This window comes from Mobilitalea sibirica (assembly GCF_015999265.1).
In the GTDB taxonomy this organism is placed as follows: Bacteria; Bacillota; Clostridia; order Lachnospirales; family Lachnospiraceae; genus Mobilitalea; species Mobilitalea sibirica.
Genome location: NZ_JAEAGR010000006.1, coordinates 1 through 15,848 on the forward strand (window position 1 = coordinate 1; position 15,848 = coordinate 15,848).

21 protein-coding genes, 2 tRNA genes and 1 rRNA gene are annotated in these 15,848 nt (G+C 35.3%); 19 read left to right on the top strand and 5 right to left on the bottom strand.

The genetic code is table 11. The features are described from left to right. The 11 genes from I5677_RS07230 to I5677_RS07280 form a co-directional block, all read left to right on the top strand. Positions 1–111, top strand: a 23S ribosomal RNA gene (locus tag I5677_RS07230); the annotation flags it as partial. Between the two features lie 213 nt (positions 112–324). After that, positions 325–396: transfer RNA gene (locus tag I5677_RS07235), tRNA-Asn, on the top strand. A 96-nt stretch (positions 397–492) separates the two neighbouring features. Beyond that, a tRNA-Cys gene (locus tag I5677_RS07240) sits at positions 493–563 on the top strand. Positions 564–780: 217 nt separating this feature from the next. Then, the gene (locus tag I5677_RS07245) at positions 781–1,044 is read left to right on the top strand and encodes a CD3324 family protein (RefSeq protein WP_197660909.1); all 264 of its coding nucleotides are present in this window, start codon (positions 781–783) and stop codon (positions 1,042–1,044) included. Positions 1,045–1,179: 135 nt separating this feature from the next. Continuing rightward, positions 1,180–1,638: a GNAT family N-acetyltransferase gene (locus I5677_RS07250; RefSeq protein WP_197660910.1), complete on the top strand. Its 459-nt coding sequence runs from the start codon at positions 1,180–1,182 to the stop codon at positions 1,636–1,638. Positions 1,639–2,031: 393 nt separating this feature from the next. Continuing rightward, positions 2,032–2,820: a helix-turn-helix domain-containing protein gene (locus I5677_RS07255; RefSeq protein WP_197660911.1), complete on the top strand. Its 789-nt coding sequence runs from the start codon at positions 2,032–2,034 to the stop codon at positions 2,818–2,820. Between the two features lie 199 nt (positions 2,821–3,019). Next, positions 3,020–3,544 (top strand): cysteine hydrolase family protein, encoded by a 525-nt coding sequence (locus I5677_RS07260; protein WP_197660912.1) that lies wholly within the window; start codon positions 3,020–3,022, stop codon positions 3,542–3,544. Between the two features lie 211 nt (positions 3,545–3,755). After that, positions 3,756–4,295, top strand: a complete 540-nt coding sequence (locus I5677_RS07265) for an inorganic diphosphatase (RefSeq protein ID WP_197660913.1) — start codon at positions 3,756–3,758, stop codon at positions 4,293–4,295. Positions 4,296–4,396: 101 nt separating this feature from the next. After that, positions 4,397–5,254 carry an AraC family transcriptional regulator gene (locus tag I5677_RS07270; RefSeq protein WP_197660914.1) on the top strand — a complete coding sequence of 286 codons (858 nt, stop codon included), beginning with the start codon at positions 4,397–4,399 and terminating at the stop codon, positions 5,252–5,254. Positions 5,255–5,732: 478 nt separating this feature from the next. Next, positions 5,733–6,641, top strand: coding sequence for a diacylglycerol/lipid kinase family protein (locus I5677_RS07275; RefSeq protein WP_197660915.1), 909 nt, complete (start codon positions 5,733–5,735; stop codon positions 6,639–6,641). 42 nt (positions 6,642–6,683) lie between these two features. After that, positions 6,684–7,220: a GNAT family N-acetyltransferase gene (locus I5677_RS07280; protein ID WP_197660916.1), complete on the top strand. Its 537-nt coding sequence runs from the start codon at positions 6,684–6,686 to the stop codon at positions 7,218–7,220. A gap of 164 nt (positions 7,221–7,384) precedes the next feature. On the opposite strand, the gene I5677_RS07285 is transcribed toward I5677_RS07280, so the two are convergent. After that, a complete protein-coding gene (locus tag I5677_RS07285; protein WP_197660917.1) occupies positions 7,385–8,356 on the bottom strand; it encodes a permease prefix domain 1-containing protein in 972 nt (323 codons plus the stop codon). Beyond that, a complete protein-coding gene (locus tag I5677_RS07290; protein WP_197660918.1) occupies positions 8,357–8,686 on the bottom strand; it encodes a PadR family transcriptional regulator in 330 nt (109 codons plus the stop codon). It lies immediately after the preceding gene. Between the two features lie 229 nt (positions 8,687–8,915). On the opposite strand from I5677_RS07290, the gene I5677_RS07295 reads away from it, so the two are divergent. From I5677_RS07295 to I5677_RS07305, 3 genes are read left to right on the top strand one after another with little or no spacing between them, the layout of a single operon-like run. Continuing rightward, positions 8,916–9,284 carry a GntR family transcriptional regulator gene (locus I5677_RS07295; RefSeq protein WP_197660919.1) on the top strand — a complete coding sequence of 123 codons (369 nt, stop codon included), beginning with the start codon at positions 8,916–8,918 and terminating at the stop codon, positions 9,282–9,284. Then, on the top strand, positions 9,281–10,129 hold the full coding sequence (locus tag I5677_RS07300) for an ABC transporter ATP-binding protein (protein WP_197660920.1): 849 nt from the start codon (positions 9,281–9,283) through the stop codon (positions 10,127–10,129). The genes I5677_RS07295 and I5677_RS07300 overlap by 4 nt, the downstream gene beginning before the upstream one ends. Positions 10,130–10,147: 18 nt before the next feature. Further along, positions 10,148–10,882, top strand: coding sequence for a hypothetical protein (locus tag I5677_RS07305; protein WP_197660921.1), 735 nt, complete (start codon positions 10,148–10,150; stop codon positions 10,880–10,882). An 84-nt stretch (positions 10,883–10,966) separates the two neighbouring features. Here I5677_RS07305 and I5677_RS07310 read toward each other — a convergent pair whose 3' ends face one another. Further along, complete coding sequence (locus I5677_RS07310) at positions 10,967–12,496, bottom strand: GH39 family glycosyl hydrolase (RefSeq protein WP_197660922.1); 1,530 nt, start codon at positions 12,494–12,496, stop codon at positions 10,967–10,969. A gap of 312 nt (positions 12,497–12,808) precedes the next feature. Between I5677_RS07310 and I5677_RS07315 the strand changes: the two genes are divergently transcribed. The 4 genes from I5677_RS07315 (at position 12,809) to rpsR (ending at position 14,666) form a co-directional block, all read left to right on the top strand. Continuing rightward, positions 12,809–13,330 (top strand): STM3941 family protein, encoded by a 522-nt coding sequence (locus I5677_RS07315; protein ID WP_197660923.1) that lies wholly within the window; start codon positions 12,809–12,811, stop codon positions 13,328–13,330. Between the two features lie 228 nt (positions 13,331–13,558). After that, positions 13,559–13,846, top strand: a complete 288-nt coding sequence (rpsF, locus tag I5677_RS07320) for a 30S ribosomal protein S6 (RefSeq protein ID WP_197660924.1) — start codon at positions 13,559–13,561, stop codon at positions 13,844–13,846. A 46-nt stretch (positions 13,847–13,892) separates the two neighbouring features. Then, complete coding sequence (locus I5677_RS07325; RefSeq protein ID WP_197660925.1) at positions 13,893–14,345, top strand: single-stranded DNA-binding protein; 453 nt, start codon at positions 13,893–13,895, stop codon at positions 14,343–14,345. Positions 14,346–14,396: 51 nt separating this feature from the next. Continuing rightward, positions 14,397–14,666 (top strand): 30S ribosomal protein S18, encoded by a 270-nt coding sequence (gene rpsR / locus I5677_RS07330; protein WP_197660926.1) that lies wholly within the window; start codon positions 14,397–14,399, stop codon positions 14,664–14,666. 115 nt (positions 14,667–14,781) lie between these two features. On the opposite strand, the gene I5677_RS17515 is transcribed toward rpsR, so the two are convergent. Continuing rightward, on the bottom strand, positions 14,782–14,958 hold the full coding sequence (locus I5677_RS17515; protein ID WP_197661069.1) for a LytTR family transcriptional regulator DNA-binding domain-containing protein: 177 nt from the start codon (positions 14,956–14,958) through the stop codon (positions 14,782–14,784). Here I5677_RS17515 and I5677_RS07340 point away from each other — a divergent pair. Beyond that, positions 14,876–15,202 (top strand): hypothetical protein, encoded by a 327-nt coding sequence (locus I5677_RS07340; RefSeq protein ID WP_197660927.1) that lies wholly within the window; start codon positions 14,876–14,878, stop codon positions 15,200–15,202. The genes I5677_RS17515 and I5677_RS07340 overlap by 83 nt on opposite strands. A 102-nt stretch (positions 15,203–15,304) precedes the next feature. Here I5677_RS07340 and I5677_RS07345 read toward each other — a convergent pair whose 3' ends face one another. Then, positions 15,305–15,451, bottom strand: a complete 147-nt coding sequence (locus I5677_RS07345) for a hypothetical protein (protein ID WP_197660928.1) — start codon at positions 15,449–15,451, stop codon at positions 15,305–15,307. Between the last annotated feature and the right edge of the window lie 397 nt (positions 15,452–15,848).

Genomic DNA, 15,848 nt, shown 5'->3' on the forward strand with positions numbered 1-15,848 from the left:
CATAGCATAAGCTAGTAAGACCCCTGAAAGACGATCAGGTAGATAGGACAGAGGTGGAAGTGTGGTAACACATGTAGCTGACTGTTACTAATAGGTCGAGGGCTTGACCTAAAAAGGTTATACAGTTAAAAAGTTAAAACTCTTAAAGAGATAACTCTTTGGACGAAGTCAAAAGAGTGAACTCAATGGATGAACATTTTCTTGTGTAGGATTTAGTCAATTAAAAGACAGAAAACTCCTTCTCTTTGGATTTCTGTTTTTTCTGTTATTGTGACGCCAGAGTACAGGCACAACTGTTATGTTAGTCATAGTAATAGGTTATATTCCTCGATAGCTCAATGGTAGAGCACACGGCTGTTAACCGTGGGGTTGTAGGTTCGAGCCCTACTCGGGGAGCTTACTTTAAAAAGTAAGAAGTTATTAATACTAATCCTTGACGTATAAAGAATTGGTTGTTATAATATAATAGCTGTATCAAAAAAAATAAAATATGGCGACATAGCCAAGCGGTAAGGCATGGGTCTGCAACACCCTGATCACCAGTTCAAATCTGGTTGTCGCCTTGATAAAGAAAAGATGTATCATGAAAGTGATGCATCTTTTTCTATTCGTAAAAGTGACTTGAAAATGAAACGTGTCTTAGTTATAATATAGAAGATAGGGGGGATGATCCACAAGGAAAAGCAGTAAACATTGTGCATAGCAAAGGCTATTGCATATCACTCAAACAGAATATCAATAGCCTTTGCTATCCTAAAGATTAATTTTTAGGAGGGCACAATGGGCTATGTTCAGGCTTTAGAAATCTTGCCCGAAGGATTAATTGATGAAATCCAAAAATATGTTGATGGGCAAGTTATATACATTCCAAAAATAAAATCAAAAAGATGTAAGTGGGGAGAAAAGACAGATACGAAAACATATTTCAAAAAAAGAAATTTTGAAATATACAATAGTTATAAAAACGGCACGACTATTTTTGAACTGTCAGAGAAATATTTCTTAACCCCCAAAAGTATTCAACGCATTATACGGAATATGTAAATATTATGAGTAGATGTGCCACTTTACAAACTGGCACATCTAATTTTTACAATAATGTGTGTTCCCCTATTTGAAATTGAAAGTGGTATAATGGATTTGTAAAGATAACCAAGAAAAGGAAAGGGGAAATATCGAATGGAAATTGTGAAAATAATAGATAACGATAAAACTAAGTATATGGATTTGCTACTTATTGCAGATGAACAGGTAAATATGATAGAGAAATATCTATATCGTGGTGAAATGTTCGCCCTGTGTGATGATGATGTTAAAGCGATTTGCATTGTTACACAAGAGCAGGCCGGTGTTTATGAAATTAAGAATATTGTTACTGTTCCGGAATATCAACGTCAAGGATATGGACAACATCTAATCTCATTTATTGCTGATTACTACAAAAAGTCCGGTAACGTGCTATATGTTGGAACAGGCGATAGCCCTACAACACTTAATTTTTATGAAAAATGCGGATTTGTAAAATCGCACATCGTTAAAAACTTTTTTATAGACAATTACGACCACCCTATGTATGAAAATAGAAAACAGTTAGTGGATATGATTTATTTGAAAAGACATCTATCTGAAAAAATGTAAGACATGGTATCGGGCGGATTACTTAATAAATAATATTTGATGCTTCGGAGATTGGCGTCAAATATTATAGCGAATTATTTGACGCTAAACCTTTTGTAATAGGGTTTAGCGCCTTTTTTTGTGTAATTGGTAAATTTACTTTGTATCAGAGGTTCAGTGTGATAATATGGAATAAGAAATTAGACTAAAAAAATAGGATGGATTATAATATATTATTACTTTTAGGTAGTTAATTTCAAGAAATAATAGTTATGAGAAGTTAAAATAATGTAGCAAAGAAGATTTAATACGCATCATGACAAATAAACATTTTGTTCACAGACAAATTCATGCAAGCTTTATCAAGAATTTACTAAACAGATCGGTTAATATATGGTTATAGGAGGTGAGAATGTGGATTGGATTAAGATTATTCAAAATACTATTGATGAGATTGAAAATAGGATTAACGATAAAATAGATGCGGATATTTTAGCAGAAAGTCAATTCGTGTCTTCCTTTTATTTTCAAAAGATGTTTTCTGTGTTTTGTAACTGTACCGTAAGTGAGTATATTCGAAACAGACGTATGACCTTAGCTGGCTATGAAATTATAGATACACATATTTCTATATTGGATATCGCCCTTAAGTATGGGTATGATTCTAATGAAAGCTTTACGAAGGCTTTTTCCAGGTTTCATGGTATCACACCGTCAGCTGCAAGGAAAAGTAGAGCAAATCTGAAAGCATTCTCAAAAATATCTCCCATATCTAATTTAACAGGAGGAAGAATAATTATGGGTAGCTTAGGAGAAAGAGGTTATATTGTAAAAGAAACAGGAGCTGTATATTACACCGAAGATATGGATAAGACACTGAATTGGTTTGTTGATGTACTTGGCTGGTATGGACAAATTGAAGAACGTGATGAAAACAACTTAGGACTTTACGGCTGTGTTAACAACATTCCTATGGAAATAGAATCATTACATATTGCTCCATTTACCGGTATTCACATGTTTAAGGGTGAGCCTATGAAAAAAATGATCGGTTTTATGCTTGTTCAAGGGATTGAGCAATTATATACATATGTGAAAAGTCGTGGGTGGAATGATATTTCAGAAGTTGTTACAGAGCATTGGGGCGGTAAAACCTGTGAAATAACCACAATCGATGGAAGTATATTGAAGTTTTTTGAATAGCAATCAAGTTACAACTTAAGAAAAAACTGGATATCATGAAAGCTCCGGCTGTATCCTCTAAAAGCTCTTAGTAAAGCAGGTAAGTGTACTTTTACTAGGAGCTTTATATTTAAATCAATGTTGCATAATGGTATTTTATGGATTATATTATAACACATAGAACAATAATCTATTATAAAAAGATTTGTAGGAGGATTATATGAATAAAACAGCATTGCTTGTGGTTGATGTACAAACGGCACTAGTTAATTGGGAACCTTTTAAAGTGCAGGAGTTAATCGCGAATATTAACGAGCTTCTTACCTATTGCAGGAGTCATAATATTGAAGTGGTTTATGTTAGGCATAACGGAGATAAGGGTACGGAACTTGAAACAGGTACATCTGGCTGGGAGATCTATTCAGATGTAGCACCAATTAAGGAAGAGAAAATCGTTGACAAACACTTTAACAGTGCCTTCAGACAGACGGAATTAAAGGAATATTTGGATAAGCAAGGAATTAAAGATATTATATTAGTCGGAATGCAGTCCGAATACTGTATGGATGTGACCTGTAAAGTAGCATTTGAATATGGTTTTAATGTTATAGTTCCGGAAGGTACAACGACTACATTTGATAATGAATTTATGAAAGCTGAGGATATCAATCGGTTTTATGTATATAAGATGTGGAATAACCGCTATGCAAAAGTAATGAGTATTGATGAGATTAAGTCACGATAACTACTTTCTGTAGCAAGATATGTTTATTATATAAAAATATTAACCTGGAAAATATCTTTAGCAAATGTAAGACATCTATCAATTCATACATATTCATGTTCTCTCTACATAAGAAATCTTTTATATTGGAACGATAATATCTGATGATTGATTATCGTTTAAAATCAAATTAGCAAAGTAAATAAACGACGTAAGTAAAGGAAGGATCTTCATGAATAATATTTGGCATGATATTAACCCGGAGAGGATAAAGCCGGAGGATTTTGTAGCGGTTGTTGAGATCTCTAAAGGAAGTAAGAAGAAATATGAACTGGATAAGGAGACAGGTTTTATTATTCTTGACCGAATTCTATATACTTCAACCCATTATCCGGCAAACTACGGATTTATTCCAAGAACCTATGGAGATGATAAGGATCCCTTGGATGTATTAGTTCTATGTTCGGAGCCGATAGAGCCCCTTTCCTTAGTTCGGTGCTATCCGATTGGTGTTATGAATATGATCGACAACGGTATGGGTGATGAGAAGATCATTGCAATTCCTTTTAATGATCCAACCTACAATATGTTTAAAAGCATTACTGATCTGCCGTCTCATGTTTTTAACGAGATGAAGCACTTCTTCAGTGTATATAAGGAGTTGGAGCATAAAGAAACTGCGGTCAATGAATTTGGCGGACCAAAGGATGCCATGCAGATTATTGATTACTGTATAAAAAATTATGAAGCGATCTTTATTTCTAGCAATTAAATCAAAACGAAAATGTTCACAAAAACTCTCATATAAAAGCATGAAAAGAGAGGAAGATAGTTATTAGTTTTGATAGAATTTAATTGAAAGGAGGGAATACAATGGAATGGCTTGAGAGAATGAATCGTGCAATTGATTACATTGAAGATAATTTAGACAATGAACTGGATATTACTCAAATTGCCAAAGAAGCCTGTTGTTCGGCTTGCCATTTTCAGAGGATATTTGCTTTTGCTGCTGAAATGACCCTGAGTGAATATATCAGATTAAGGCGAATGACACTGGCGGCTTTTGAATTACAAAATCATGACAACAAAGTAATTGATATTGCACTAAAGTATGGCTATAATTCTCCGACTGCTTTCACCAGGGCTTTTACCAATGTCCATGGTGTAACCCCTAAGACTGTAAGAGAAAAGGGAATTTCACTTAAGTCTTTTCCGCGGATTTCCTTCCATATTTCAATTAAAGGAGGAAAAGCAATGAATTATAGGATCGTGGAAAAACCAAGTATGAGGTTTGTCGGTAAGAAGGAAACTGTGTCTACCGTAGGAGGACAGAATTTTCAGAGAATACCGGTAATATGGCAGGAGGTATTCCAAAACGGAATGTTTGATAAGATCTATGCACTTTCAGACGGAAACCCTCCGGGTGTCATGGGTATATGTGCTAATTTTAAGGATGAACAACTGGACTATTATATCGCAAGTGCCTCCGGTGCAAAACCTTTAGAGGGAATGGATGTGTTAGAGGTTCCTGCAGGATTATGGGTTATATTTCAATGTGTAGGTCCTATGCCGCAGGCCATACAGGATGTATGGAAGCGGGTTTATACGGAATGGTTTCCTTCCTCAGGATATGAACATGCAGGAGGAGCCGAAATCGAATGGTATTCCGAGGGGGATTCTTCCTCAGAGGATTATATCAGTGAGATATGGATACCGATTATTAAGAAGTAAGTATAGAAAGTTAATATTTTATGTAAAGTTTATAGCTTTCAATGCCCCAATAGCGCCAGGTAATATTAATCTGTCACTTCATTGGGGCATTATTTGTGAAAAGGTATATAGGAGCAATTTGAATACACTTTTAAATGTGTATCATAATAAACAGGCATAAAAAAAGTGTTGACAATTTTAGTAAGACCATTTTATAACAATAAGATTTACAACGGTTTAACACTGGGAGCCGTTAAGGGTAAATATATACTGAAATAAAAATGGCAGGCTTAACTGGTAGGTATGAAGGGAAAGATATATTATTTATTAATATTGTTATAAGCTTAATCGGTAATATAAAACATCACTGATTTTTTAGAAAAATTATGAAATCAGTGATGTTTTTAGTTGTATCTGATGGTAAGCCATGTTAGAATCGTTATATTAAGGAAATACTAAATGATTAACAGATAAATTAACTTGGGGCAAGGAGTAAATCATGAGAAAGAAAATGCTTTTTATATATAATCCCCACGCGGGCAAAGGAAAGATAAGGCACCTTCTTTCCAATATCATAGAACTTTTCGTAAAAAACGGATATGAGGTAGTTACTTATGCCACCTTGGGAGAAAAGGATGCGAAAAGAATTGTCTTGGATTGTCTGAACAGGGAGAAGTATGATATCGTCGTATGTTCGGGCGGAGATGGAACCTTAAACGAAGTGATTGATGGAATTATGTCTGGCAACAAAAAGATTAAAATTGGTTATATTCCTGCAGGAACCACCAACGATTTTGCTTACAGCCTTGGCCTGCCTAAGAACATGCCGAAATCAGCGCAAGTTGTAGTAAACGGTCAGTCCTTTTTGTGTGATGTTGGGAATCTAAACGGAGAGTATTTTGCTTATACGGCTGCGTTTGGGATATTTACAGATGCATCTTATGCTACTCCCCAGACTTCAAAAAACATGTTGGGTAGACTTGCTTATATTCTTGAAGGGATAAAGAGATTACCGAATTGGAAATCATATCATATAAAGATCACCTGTAAAAATAGAGTAATACAAGATAATTTTATCTATGGAATGGTTGCAAACTCGGATTCTATCGGAGGCTTTAAAGGAATTACAGGTAAGGATGTATTGTTGGATGATGGTTTATTTGAGGGAGTTTTTATTAAGGTACCTCAAAATGTGCTAGATTTACAGAGTATTATTAATGATTTGTTACGGGGAAATGTAAAAAGCAATCATATCTTTTATCTTCCTGTTCAAGAAATTCAGATAACTTCGGAGGAGCCGGTTCCCTGGACGATAGATGGGGAATATGGCGGTGAATTTAAGTCTGTTCATATTAAAAACCTAAAACAGGCTATCTCTATTATTCGTAATAATCCTACGAAAGCATGATCATATGACATAATCAGGAGGAAAAGAGGGGGGTGTAGGTTATTGTATGAAATAGAAACCAATAGGTTATGGATACGAAGATTCAAACCGGAAGACTGGTGGGATTTATATGAATATCTCTCGGATAGGGATGTAATTAAATATGAACCTTATGATGTGTTCACTGAAGATGAGTGTAAAACTGAGGCTATGAAAAGGGCAAAGGATGATGCCTTCCTTGCAGTATGTATAAAGCCTTCTCTTAAACTCATAGGGAATATTTACCTAGGGGAGAGAGAGTTTGATACTTGGGAACTGGGATACGTTTTCCATAAGGACTTTCATGGAAAGGGCTATGCCACAGAAAGCTGTGAGGCAGTGATAAAACATGCTTTTACTAATCTGAAGGCCAGACGTATTATCGCCCATTGTAATCCTGAGAATACTTCAAGCTGGAGTCTATTGGAACGGCTACATATGAGACGGGAAGGTCATCTTAGAAAAAATATTTATTTTAAGACAGATGAACACAATAACCCTATCTGGTTGGATACCTATGAGTATGGAATTTTGGCTGAGGAGTGGGAACTCCGATCATAAACGATTTTATAAAGGTATTAATAATAGAAAAAGGACTGATTAAAGTTAATAACTACTAAGACGATATAGCGGGTAAGGTTGCTTGGTAGTTATTTGACTAAAATCAGTCCTTTTATTTATCACAGGTAAAGTTAGTTTTATTTATATAGCTTATAGCTTATATTCTAGTTTTCATTTCCTTTCAGAATATTATAAACTGCACTGAACATACCAAAGAGTATTCCTGTTACAGGAAATATAATCCAATTGATATGCCAATAGCCGTAAATAAAGCCTGTGAGTAAGAAAATTAAAACAGCCAAAGGCCAGACGATTGAGGCTACCGCTCCGATTACTTTATTCTCCTTTTGTTTCTTCTCGGAATAATCACCTAGTCTTAATAACCGGTTATAGCTTTCTCTAATTGTACCAAAGTATATAAGAATAAATATGGCAACTGCAACGATACCAAGTAAGACTACAACACCGTAACCGGAGTAATCATTATTGAGAAGATTTGTAACAAACAAAGCGATGGGTGATAAAATTAATAAGCAAACGCCCAGTATAACACTTAAGTAATAAGGCTGAGTATAATTCTCATGCTGCCTTTTTAGGTTTGCTTCAACGCTGCTTGGAAGATTGACACCCTCTTCAATATATTTGTATCGTTCAAAATTCATACCGGAATAGATAAAGATAGCAACAGCAATTGTAATAAGTAAAAAGAGAGGGATTAATCCTAAAAGGCTTCCTGCTTTTTCAGATAAGCCTCCGGTTATCAGCCCATCCGACTGTAATTTAGTAATTAGTATCAATGCAGCCGGCGCTAATGCACATAAGAATACACCAATTCCAATTTGTAGACCCATGGTCTTTTTCACTGTCAGATAAGCATCCGTTTCTGACTGTGAAATCATTGGTTTATTGTCTGTAGTCGTATCTTTTTTGATTCCTAGTTCGTTAATGAGTTCATCGATGTTACCAAACTCAGAGATAACGATGCCGATTGCTTCATTCTCAGATTTGCCGGAAGCTTTCAACTCGTTATACTTATCCTCCATGTTGGAGAGCATATTATGCTTCAGATCTTTCATTTGTTCCGTATTTGGCAAGCCTGCAAACATATTATCCAGATAGTTTTTAATAGTTTCCATTCACATTCCACTCCTTATAAATCGATTGATAACATCTTTTGTAATTTCCCATTCTTTACATTTTTCCTTATAATAAGCAAGGCCGGCAGGGGTGATTCTATAATAGGTACGACGTTTGCCGAAGGTCTCATCTCCATAAAAGGATTCGATATACCCGTTATTCTCAAGCCTGTTGAAGGCAGAGTACAGGGTCGTTTCTTTCATAATATATTTCCCCTCGGATTTTTCTTTGATATTCTTGGAAATCTCGTATCCATAGGATGCCCCCTCCAGGAGGAAAAAAAGAATAATCGTATCATTATATCCCCGTATTACATCGCTACTGATCATTTTGATCCCTCCTATTATGATGTTAGGATGGATGCGCAAGCCATCCTAACAACTCTACTTCATCTGTCGTAGTAAAATGAGTATAACATAATTACTACGACAGGTAAAGTACTTTGTGAAAAATTTTATTTTTACTATTGACAGAAATAATATTAGTGTATATTATGTATTTAAATGGTTAACTACTAGACTAACTAACCAATAAACATATCAAGAAAGGAGGATCGACTTGATGATAGATTTTAACGATGACAGACCTATATTTATTCAGATAGCAGAAGGTATTGAGGACGCTATTCTTTCCGGGGCTTTTCCTGAGGAAAGCCAAATACCATCTATTACGGAGTTCTCAGTTAATTATAGAATTAATCCAGCAACCGCCTTAAAAGGAATTACGATGCTGGTTGATAGCGGAATTGTTTATAAGAAGCGGGGTCTTGGAATGTTCGTTAGTAAAGGAGCGGTGGAAAAGTTGAAAAACAGTCGAAAAGAGCAATTTTACGATCATTACATTAAGAATATGTTGGAAGAAGCAAAGCGTCTTCAATTAACAAGGGAAGATATTATATTAATGATAGAAAGAGGGTTTATAAAATGAGTATTGAAATTAAAAACTTAAGTAAAAATTATAAAAGTGTTCAAGCATTGGATGATGTAAGTATCCGTTTTGAAGAGAATAAGATATATGGCTTATTAGGTAGAAACGGTGCTGGAAAAACAACGCTCCTTAATATTATTACAAATCGGATTTTTGCAGATAGAGGAGAGGTTTTTATTGATGATATACCGTCCAAAGAAAATGATCAGGCTTTACAAAAAGTCTATCTGATGAGTGAAAAGAATTTCTATCCTGATAAGATGAAGATTAAAGATATCTTTCGTTGGACAGGAGAGTTTTACGGTAAATTTGATATGGAGTCAGCCATGAATATGGCAGAAAAGTTCGAACTTAGTACGAATAAAGTGGTTAAGGGTTTATCAACGGGATATACCTCTATTTTTAAAGTAATTATTGCTTTGTCCGTGAATACGCCATATGTTTTGCTGGATGAACCGGTTCTAGGTTTGGATGCGAATCATAGGGATTTATTTTATAAGCTTTTAATTGAGAAATATAGTGAAAAGCCCAGTACTATTATTGTATCTACTCACTTAATTGAAGAAGTATCCAATGTGATCGAAAATGTTGTGGTTATAAAAAAGGGAAAAATAATAAAGGATGAAACCAGGGAAGAGTTATTAACCGCCGGATATACCATTTCAGGAAGTGCTTCGTTAGTTGATCAATATATCTTAGGTAAGAGTGTAATTGGTCTGGATGTTCTTGGTGGATTAAAATCTGCCTACATCTTGGGTGAACTAGAGAAAGACAAATTGCCGGAAGGGTTAGAAGTGTCTCGGATGGATCTGCAGAAGCTGTTCATTCAGATGACAAACGCGTAGAGGAGGGAGAGTATTCTTATGAAAGCAGCATTAAAATATCAGATATTGGAATTTAAAAAATCAACTGTAATATTTTATATTATCGTTTTACTCGTACATGTTTTCTTCGCTTCTATTATAACTGTAAATGATACAACTTTTAGAAGCGATGGGGGATTTGAGGTGGCAACAATCATCTATCTGTTTATTTCCGGCTTAAATTCGTTCAAGGAAACATTTGGTATGTTTATACAGAATGGGGTCTCCAGAAAAACCATGTTCCTCAGCAGGACGGTGTCTTTTTTGGTAATTAGTTTAATTATGGTTTTTATGAATTTTATTTTTGTCAGAGTTCTTGGATTACTTAACAGCAGTAGATTTAGCGTGACTGATATGTATGAGAATATATTTGAAAAACGGGTAGACACAATCAACGGATTGACTCGTGGTTTTGAGAGTCTAATGTTATCCTTAGGGGTATATCTGATAGCGATTTCGCTTGGCTACCTGATTACGGTTGCATATTATAGGATGAATAAAGCTGGGAAGCTGGCAGTATCTGTTGGAGTACCTGTAAGTGTTTTTGTATTATTACCGATGATAGATCTTACTTTAGATGGCAGAATTACAAGTTTTATGGCAAAAATTCTCACAACTATTATCGGAATTAGGAGTGGATATCCATATTATATGTACATCACCAGTATTATAGCATTTGCCTTGTTTATCATGCTCAGTTGGTTTTTAATGAGAAAGGCAGTAGATAAAAACTAAATTATAGTGAAGTAATAAGGAGTTGCACCAATTATTTACTATATTTGGTACAGCTCCTTATTACGTTAAGGCCTATGATAGATACTATTTCGTTTCCAGCTTATGTGCTCCCTGGATACGCTCCGGCTGAAAGCCTCGATCAACCTGAGGATGGATTTTTTTCACTTCAAAATAAAGCAGAGCATTTCTTTTTAAAAGAAAGGATAAGTCTAGTTTCTTATCGCTTATTGTTTTTCTTTGTGTAGAGGTAAGTGGATTGGCACAGGATTTGATAAGCGCAAGCTCCTTCTCAGAAGGATAATTAGGAGATCCGATATCAAGCCAGGTTTTTAAAGGATTACAGGTGTTTTCATCGACCAGCTTGCTTATGATAACATATTTACCGTTATCTAAAGGAAGTTGAAAGGAAAGGTCAATATCTGCTTCTCCATGTATCTCCTCTACCGGATTCCAGACTATGCCTCTAATTACATCGTTCTCGTCTTTTGTAAGTATGTAGTTTTTGTCACGGGCAATACAGGATCCGGTTAACTGTTTAAAGAAAGAAAAGGTCCAGAAGGTAGGCTTTGGTATCATACCGTTCGCTACTAATCCGAAGCAACCGGAGAAGGGGGTGAAGGCTACTCCCTGTTCTTCGAAAATATCTCCAAAGGTCCAATAGGAATAGGAGGCACAGGTGTCGCCCATCTCGCTTAGTAAGCGAGCGGTATAAGCAGCATTCAAATTCGTATCGTGAATCGGGTTTTTCGGTGTATAGGAGGTGTTAAACTCTGTGATATGCATCTCCATTCCCTTGTATTCAGGGAAACTGTCAATGATTTCTCTGCTTATCTTTAATTCATCTAAGAAAACCTCCGGTGCCCGAAGCTTCTGATAATCATAATGACCAACACGATCGGGAAGTTCAGTAGCATAGGCATGTCTGGTAACAATATCAAGCGGCAACTTGTTCTTGGAGCAATAGGATAAGAACTCTTTTAGCCAACGTTCATCATCGACACCACAGATGGCAGGCCCGCCAATCCGAATTCGGGAATCCACTTCTTTCACAGCTTTAGCGGATATTTCATATAGCTTAAAATACTCCTGCATGTCAGCATTCTTCCAAAAGGAGGTTAAGTTTGGTTCGTTCCATACCTCAAAAGGCCATGTGATTACCTCTTCTAATCCATAGCGGTCAATCCAATGGAGTAGGGTTGCTTTAATAAGATTTGCCCATTTTTCATAATCCTTTGGAGGTGTGACATTTCCCTTCCAATAAAAGACCGTTTGGGTATCGGATGCCATTTTGTGGGGCATAAAGCCTAACTCTACAAAAGGCTTTAAACCAAGGGAGATATAATCATCGATTACCATGTCTAAATAAGTGAAATTATATTCGGTTTTTACGACACCGTTTTCTTCATATTGCTGATAGATTGCCATATCATCGCAAAACAACCCATGACCACGGATATGTGAAAAACCGATTTCATCCTGTACCATCTTGAGTTGATCATGATAAGCTTTCTGCAAGGCCAGTCCCATTCTACCGGTACCTATACAGAAACTGGCATTGTTATTAAATGGGAACGATGTGTCCTTAGCGATATTGCATTTGATTTTGTTTATCATTCCTTTACTCCTTTCATTAATATATCCTTTCATATTGAAATTAATAATCTGTAATTAAAATGTTATATTCTTATAATAAAAACAATTTATTGTTACTGGAGCATTTAATATAAAAACATATTAATACAAATGGTAAAACTTATCAAGAAAATAGTATTTAATCTAATTTGTCGCTTGAAATATATGGTTAAAACGGCTAAAATGAATTTAGTTAAAGACCCGAGTTCAACATAAAGTAAAAATATTAAATCATGAAAACATACAAATACAATGGGGTTATAATGAAAAATTAATGGGTAGGGGGAACACTCCATGGGGGATATAGTAATTGAAGAATCCAATTATAGGGCGTTTGCCTTATCATTGGCAAGCTTATTTCTGCTTCTGGCAGCAATAGCAATTATGGTTTATGGAATTATCCGTTACCAGCAAGTGTATTACGTAATCGGCATTTTCGTGTCATTAGCCTTTTTTATTGTTTTTGTGGTTAATGTTCTAAAAGCCACAAAGGTTAAAGTACTGCTTACTATTACAGTAGAGGGAATTATTGACAATTCATCCATCAGTGGTCTGGGCTTTATCTCTTTTGACGATATTAAGGAATTTCAGATTATAGATCAATATAAAACCAGAGTAATTGCAGTCATACCTAAAAACATGAATAATTTTCTAGAAAAACAATCCATAACAAAAAGAAGGCAGATTAAAAGAAATATTTATATGAATCTACCTCCGGTATCAATTAATGCTTATATGGCAAAGGATATGGAACCGGAAGATATTCTATCTCTACTTCAGAAAAGACTGGTGGATTATAACCGATTATATGATTAAAAACAGATAAATTGAACAACCGGATATTGTAACAGATTGTTAATTTGTATATGGATGAGATAAAATATTGTGAAAAAAGTGGGTTGTATTATTAACAAAGCTATGGTATCATAGTTAATTGTGATATGTTATACTATAAATTCCTTGCTCTTTAAATACATTTTAATTACTTCGTCGGTTGAATGTATTAGAAAAGGGCCAGAGACCAGAAGGAGGTGCTAAACAACTATGAATCAATATGAATTAGCCTTAGTTGTAAATGCAAAAATCGAGGATGAAGCCAGATTAGCTACATTGGAAGCAGTGAAAGAACTTGTGACCAGATTCGGTGGAGCAATTACCAATGTTGATGACTGGGGAAAGAAAAGATTAGCTTATGAAATTCAGAAAATGAAAGAAGGCTTCTACTATTTCATCCATTTCGACGCTGATTCTACAGTTCCTAGCGAAATCGAACAGAGAATTCGTATTATGGAAAATGTAATCAGATATCTGTGCATAAGAAAAGATGCCTAACTAATTTTTACTACCCTAAGGCGAATGAAAAGGGAGGTAGTTATTTATGAATAAAGCAATGTTAATTGGCCGTTTGACCAGAGATCCCGAAGTGAGGTATTCACAGGGAGAGAACCAGACAGCAGTAGCGAGATTTACCTTAGCGGTAGATCGCAGATTCAGAAGAGCCGGCGAGAATAGTGAAGCAGATTTTATCGGTTGTGTTGCTTTCGGCAAACAAGCGGAATTTGTAGAGAGATATTTTAAGCAGGGCATGAAGATGGTGGCTGTGGGAAGAATTCAAACAGGCAGTTATACGAATAAAGATGGACAGAAGGTCTACACTACGGACGTGGTTGTAGAAGAAGTAGAGTTTGCTGAAAGCAAAGGAAGTAACCCTGATTCCGGTTACCAGTCAAATGGTTCCCAGAAAGAGTTTAGACCGGAGCCCAGTTCAGCAATGGGGGATGGATTTATGAATATCCCGGACGGTATTGACGAAGAATTACCGTTTAACTAGAACTAAACAGAGAATTATAATAGAAAAATAATCGGATAAGGAGGTTGTGACATGGCATTTAACAGAAGTGATAGAGGCGATGGACCTATGAAGAGAAAATCTTTCGGACGCAGAAGAAAGAAAGTATGCGTATTCTGTGCTGATAAGAATCATACTGGCATTGATTATAAAGATGTGAATAAGTTAAAAAGATATGTATCCGAAAGAGGTAAAATTCTTCCAAGAAGAATTACCGGAAACTGTGCAAAGCATCAGAGAGCATTAACTGTAGCAGTTAAGCGTTCAAGACATATTGCACTTATGCCCTATACAGTAGATTAAGTATTAAATTAGGAGCCGTTACATGACATTTGAGTCGTGTAGCGGCTTATATTTATTCAGATCAGCATATATGGATAATCTAATTTCTTAGTAGTATAAAGTGCAGAGCAATTAACTATAATTCCAACAATTCTTTTAAATCTTTTATTTTTGCTCTGCTAATTGGGACAAAATCGTTAATTCCATCAAAACTTATATCATAGGAATAATTGATTCTTGATGATATTCGAGTAACCTTATCAAGATTTATGGAGGTTACTATTAATGGCGGTTTTTCAGAGTTTATTAGTATTAATTTCCCAAGGGCCGGTAGATATAGGTTTGAGGTATACTTTCCACAGACAAATTCCTATCTAGCCTACGGTTTATATAATTCATCAGGAATTATTATATATCAGGAATATGATGAAAACACCTCACAAAGCCCACTAATTGGAATTGCCGAGCTTGGAAGTTCGGGAACATTCGACTTTATAATAAATTATGATAATGGAAGTGCGAATACAACATGTCAACTTGTTATTTATCAATTATAACCAACTTATCTATTAAGTAAATCAATTAATAAAAAACCCTTATAGCCTTTATGCTTATAAGGGTTTTTTATACTTCATAGTGTGAGTCGGCTAGCCGTCTCATCATATATATTTACATCCGATTTTAACAATATGGTCCAGGTCCTTTCCCGCATGGAGGAACCGGTCTTTGTTGGCAGCAGCATAAGAGAAGAAGAATAATAACCCAGCAGCTACATCCACCACCAAAGCCAAATCCATAAGGTTCATGCATAATATCACCTCCTATAGTAACATAATATGCAGCAACCCTTTATTCGTTCTTTAGTTCTATAAATATTCTTAAGATGACAAAGGTATATAATTAAGTCAGCATAAAATGTATGAAAAGATGGTGTAGTGTAAACCGATTAGAGATAAAGTCTTTCAAAGTAGGCGTAACAGAATTCAATGAAATACTTATATCCTAATTCTGTATGTATTTATTGTAACAGTCACGCCAAGCAGTATGTATAATCAGATATCGGTCTTGTATAATTTAAACAGGCAACGGGTCCCTAGAAATAAATCTTTTAATTAAGCGATATTAGTGGTATAATGTTATAACATATAACGGTATAAACTGGATGCAGTATGAAAATTTTTGAGAGACTGTATCAATAAAGGA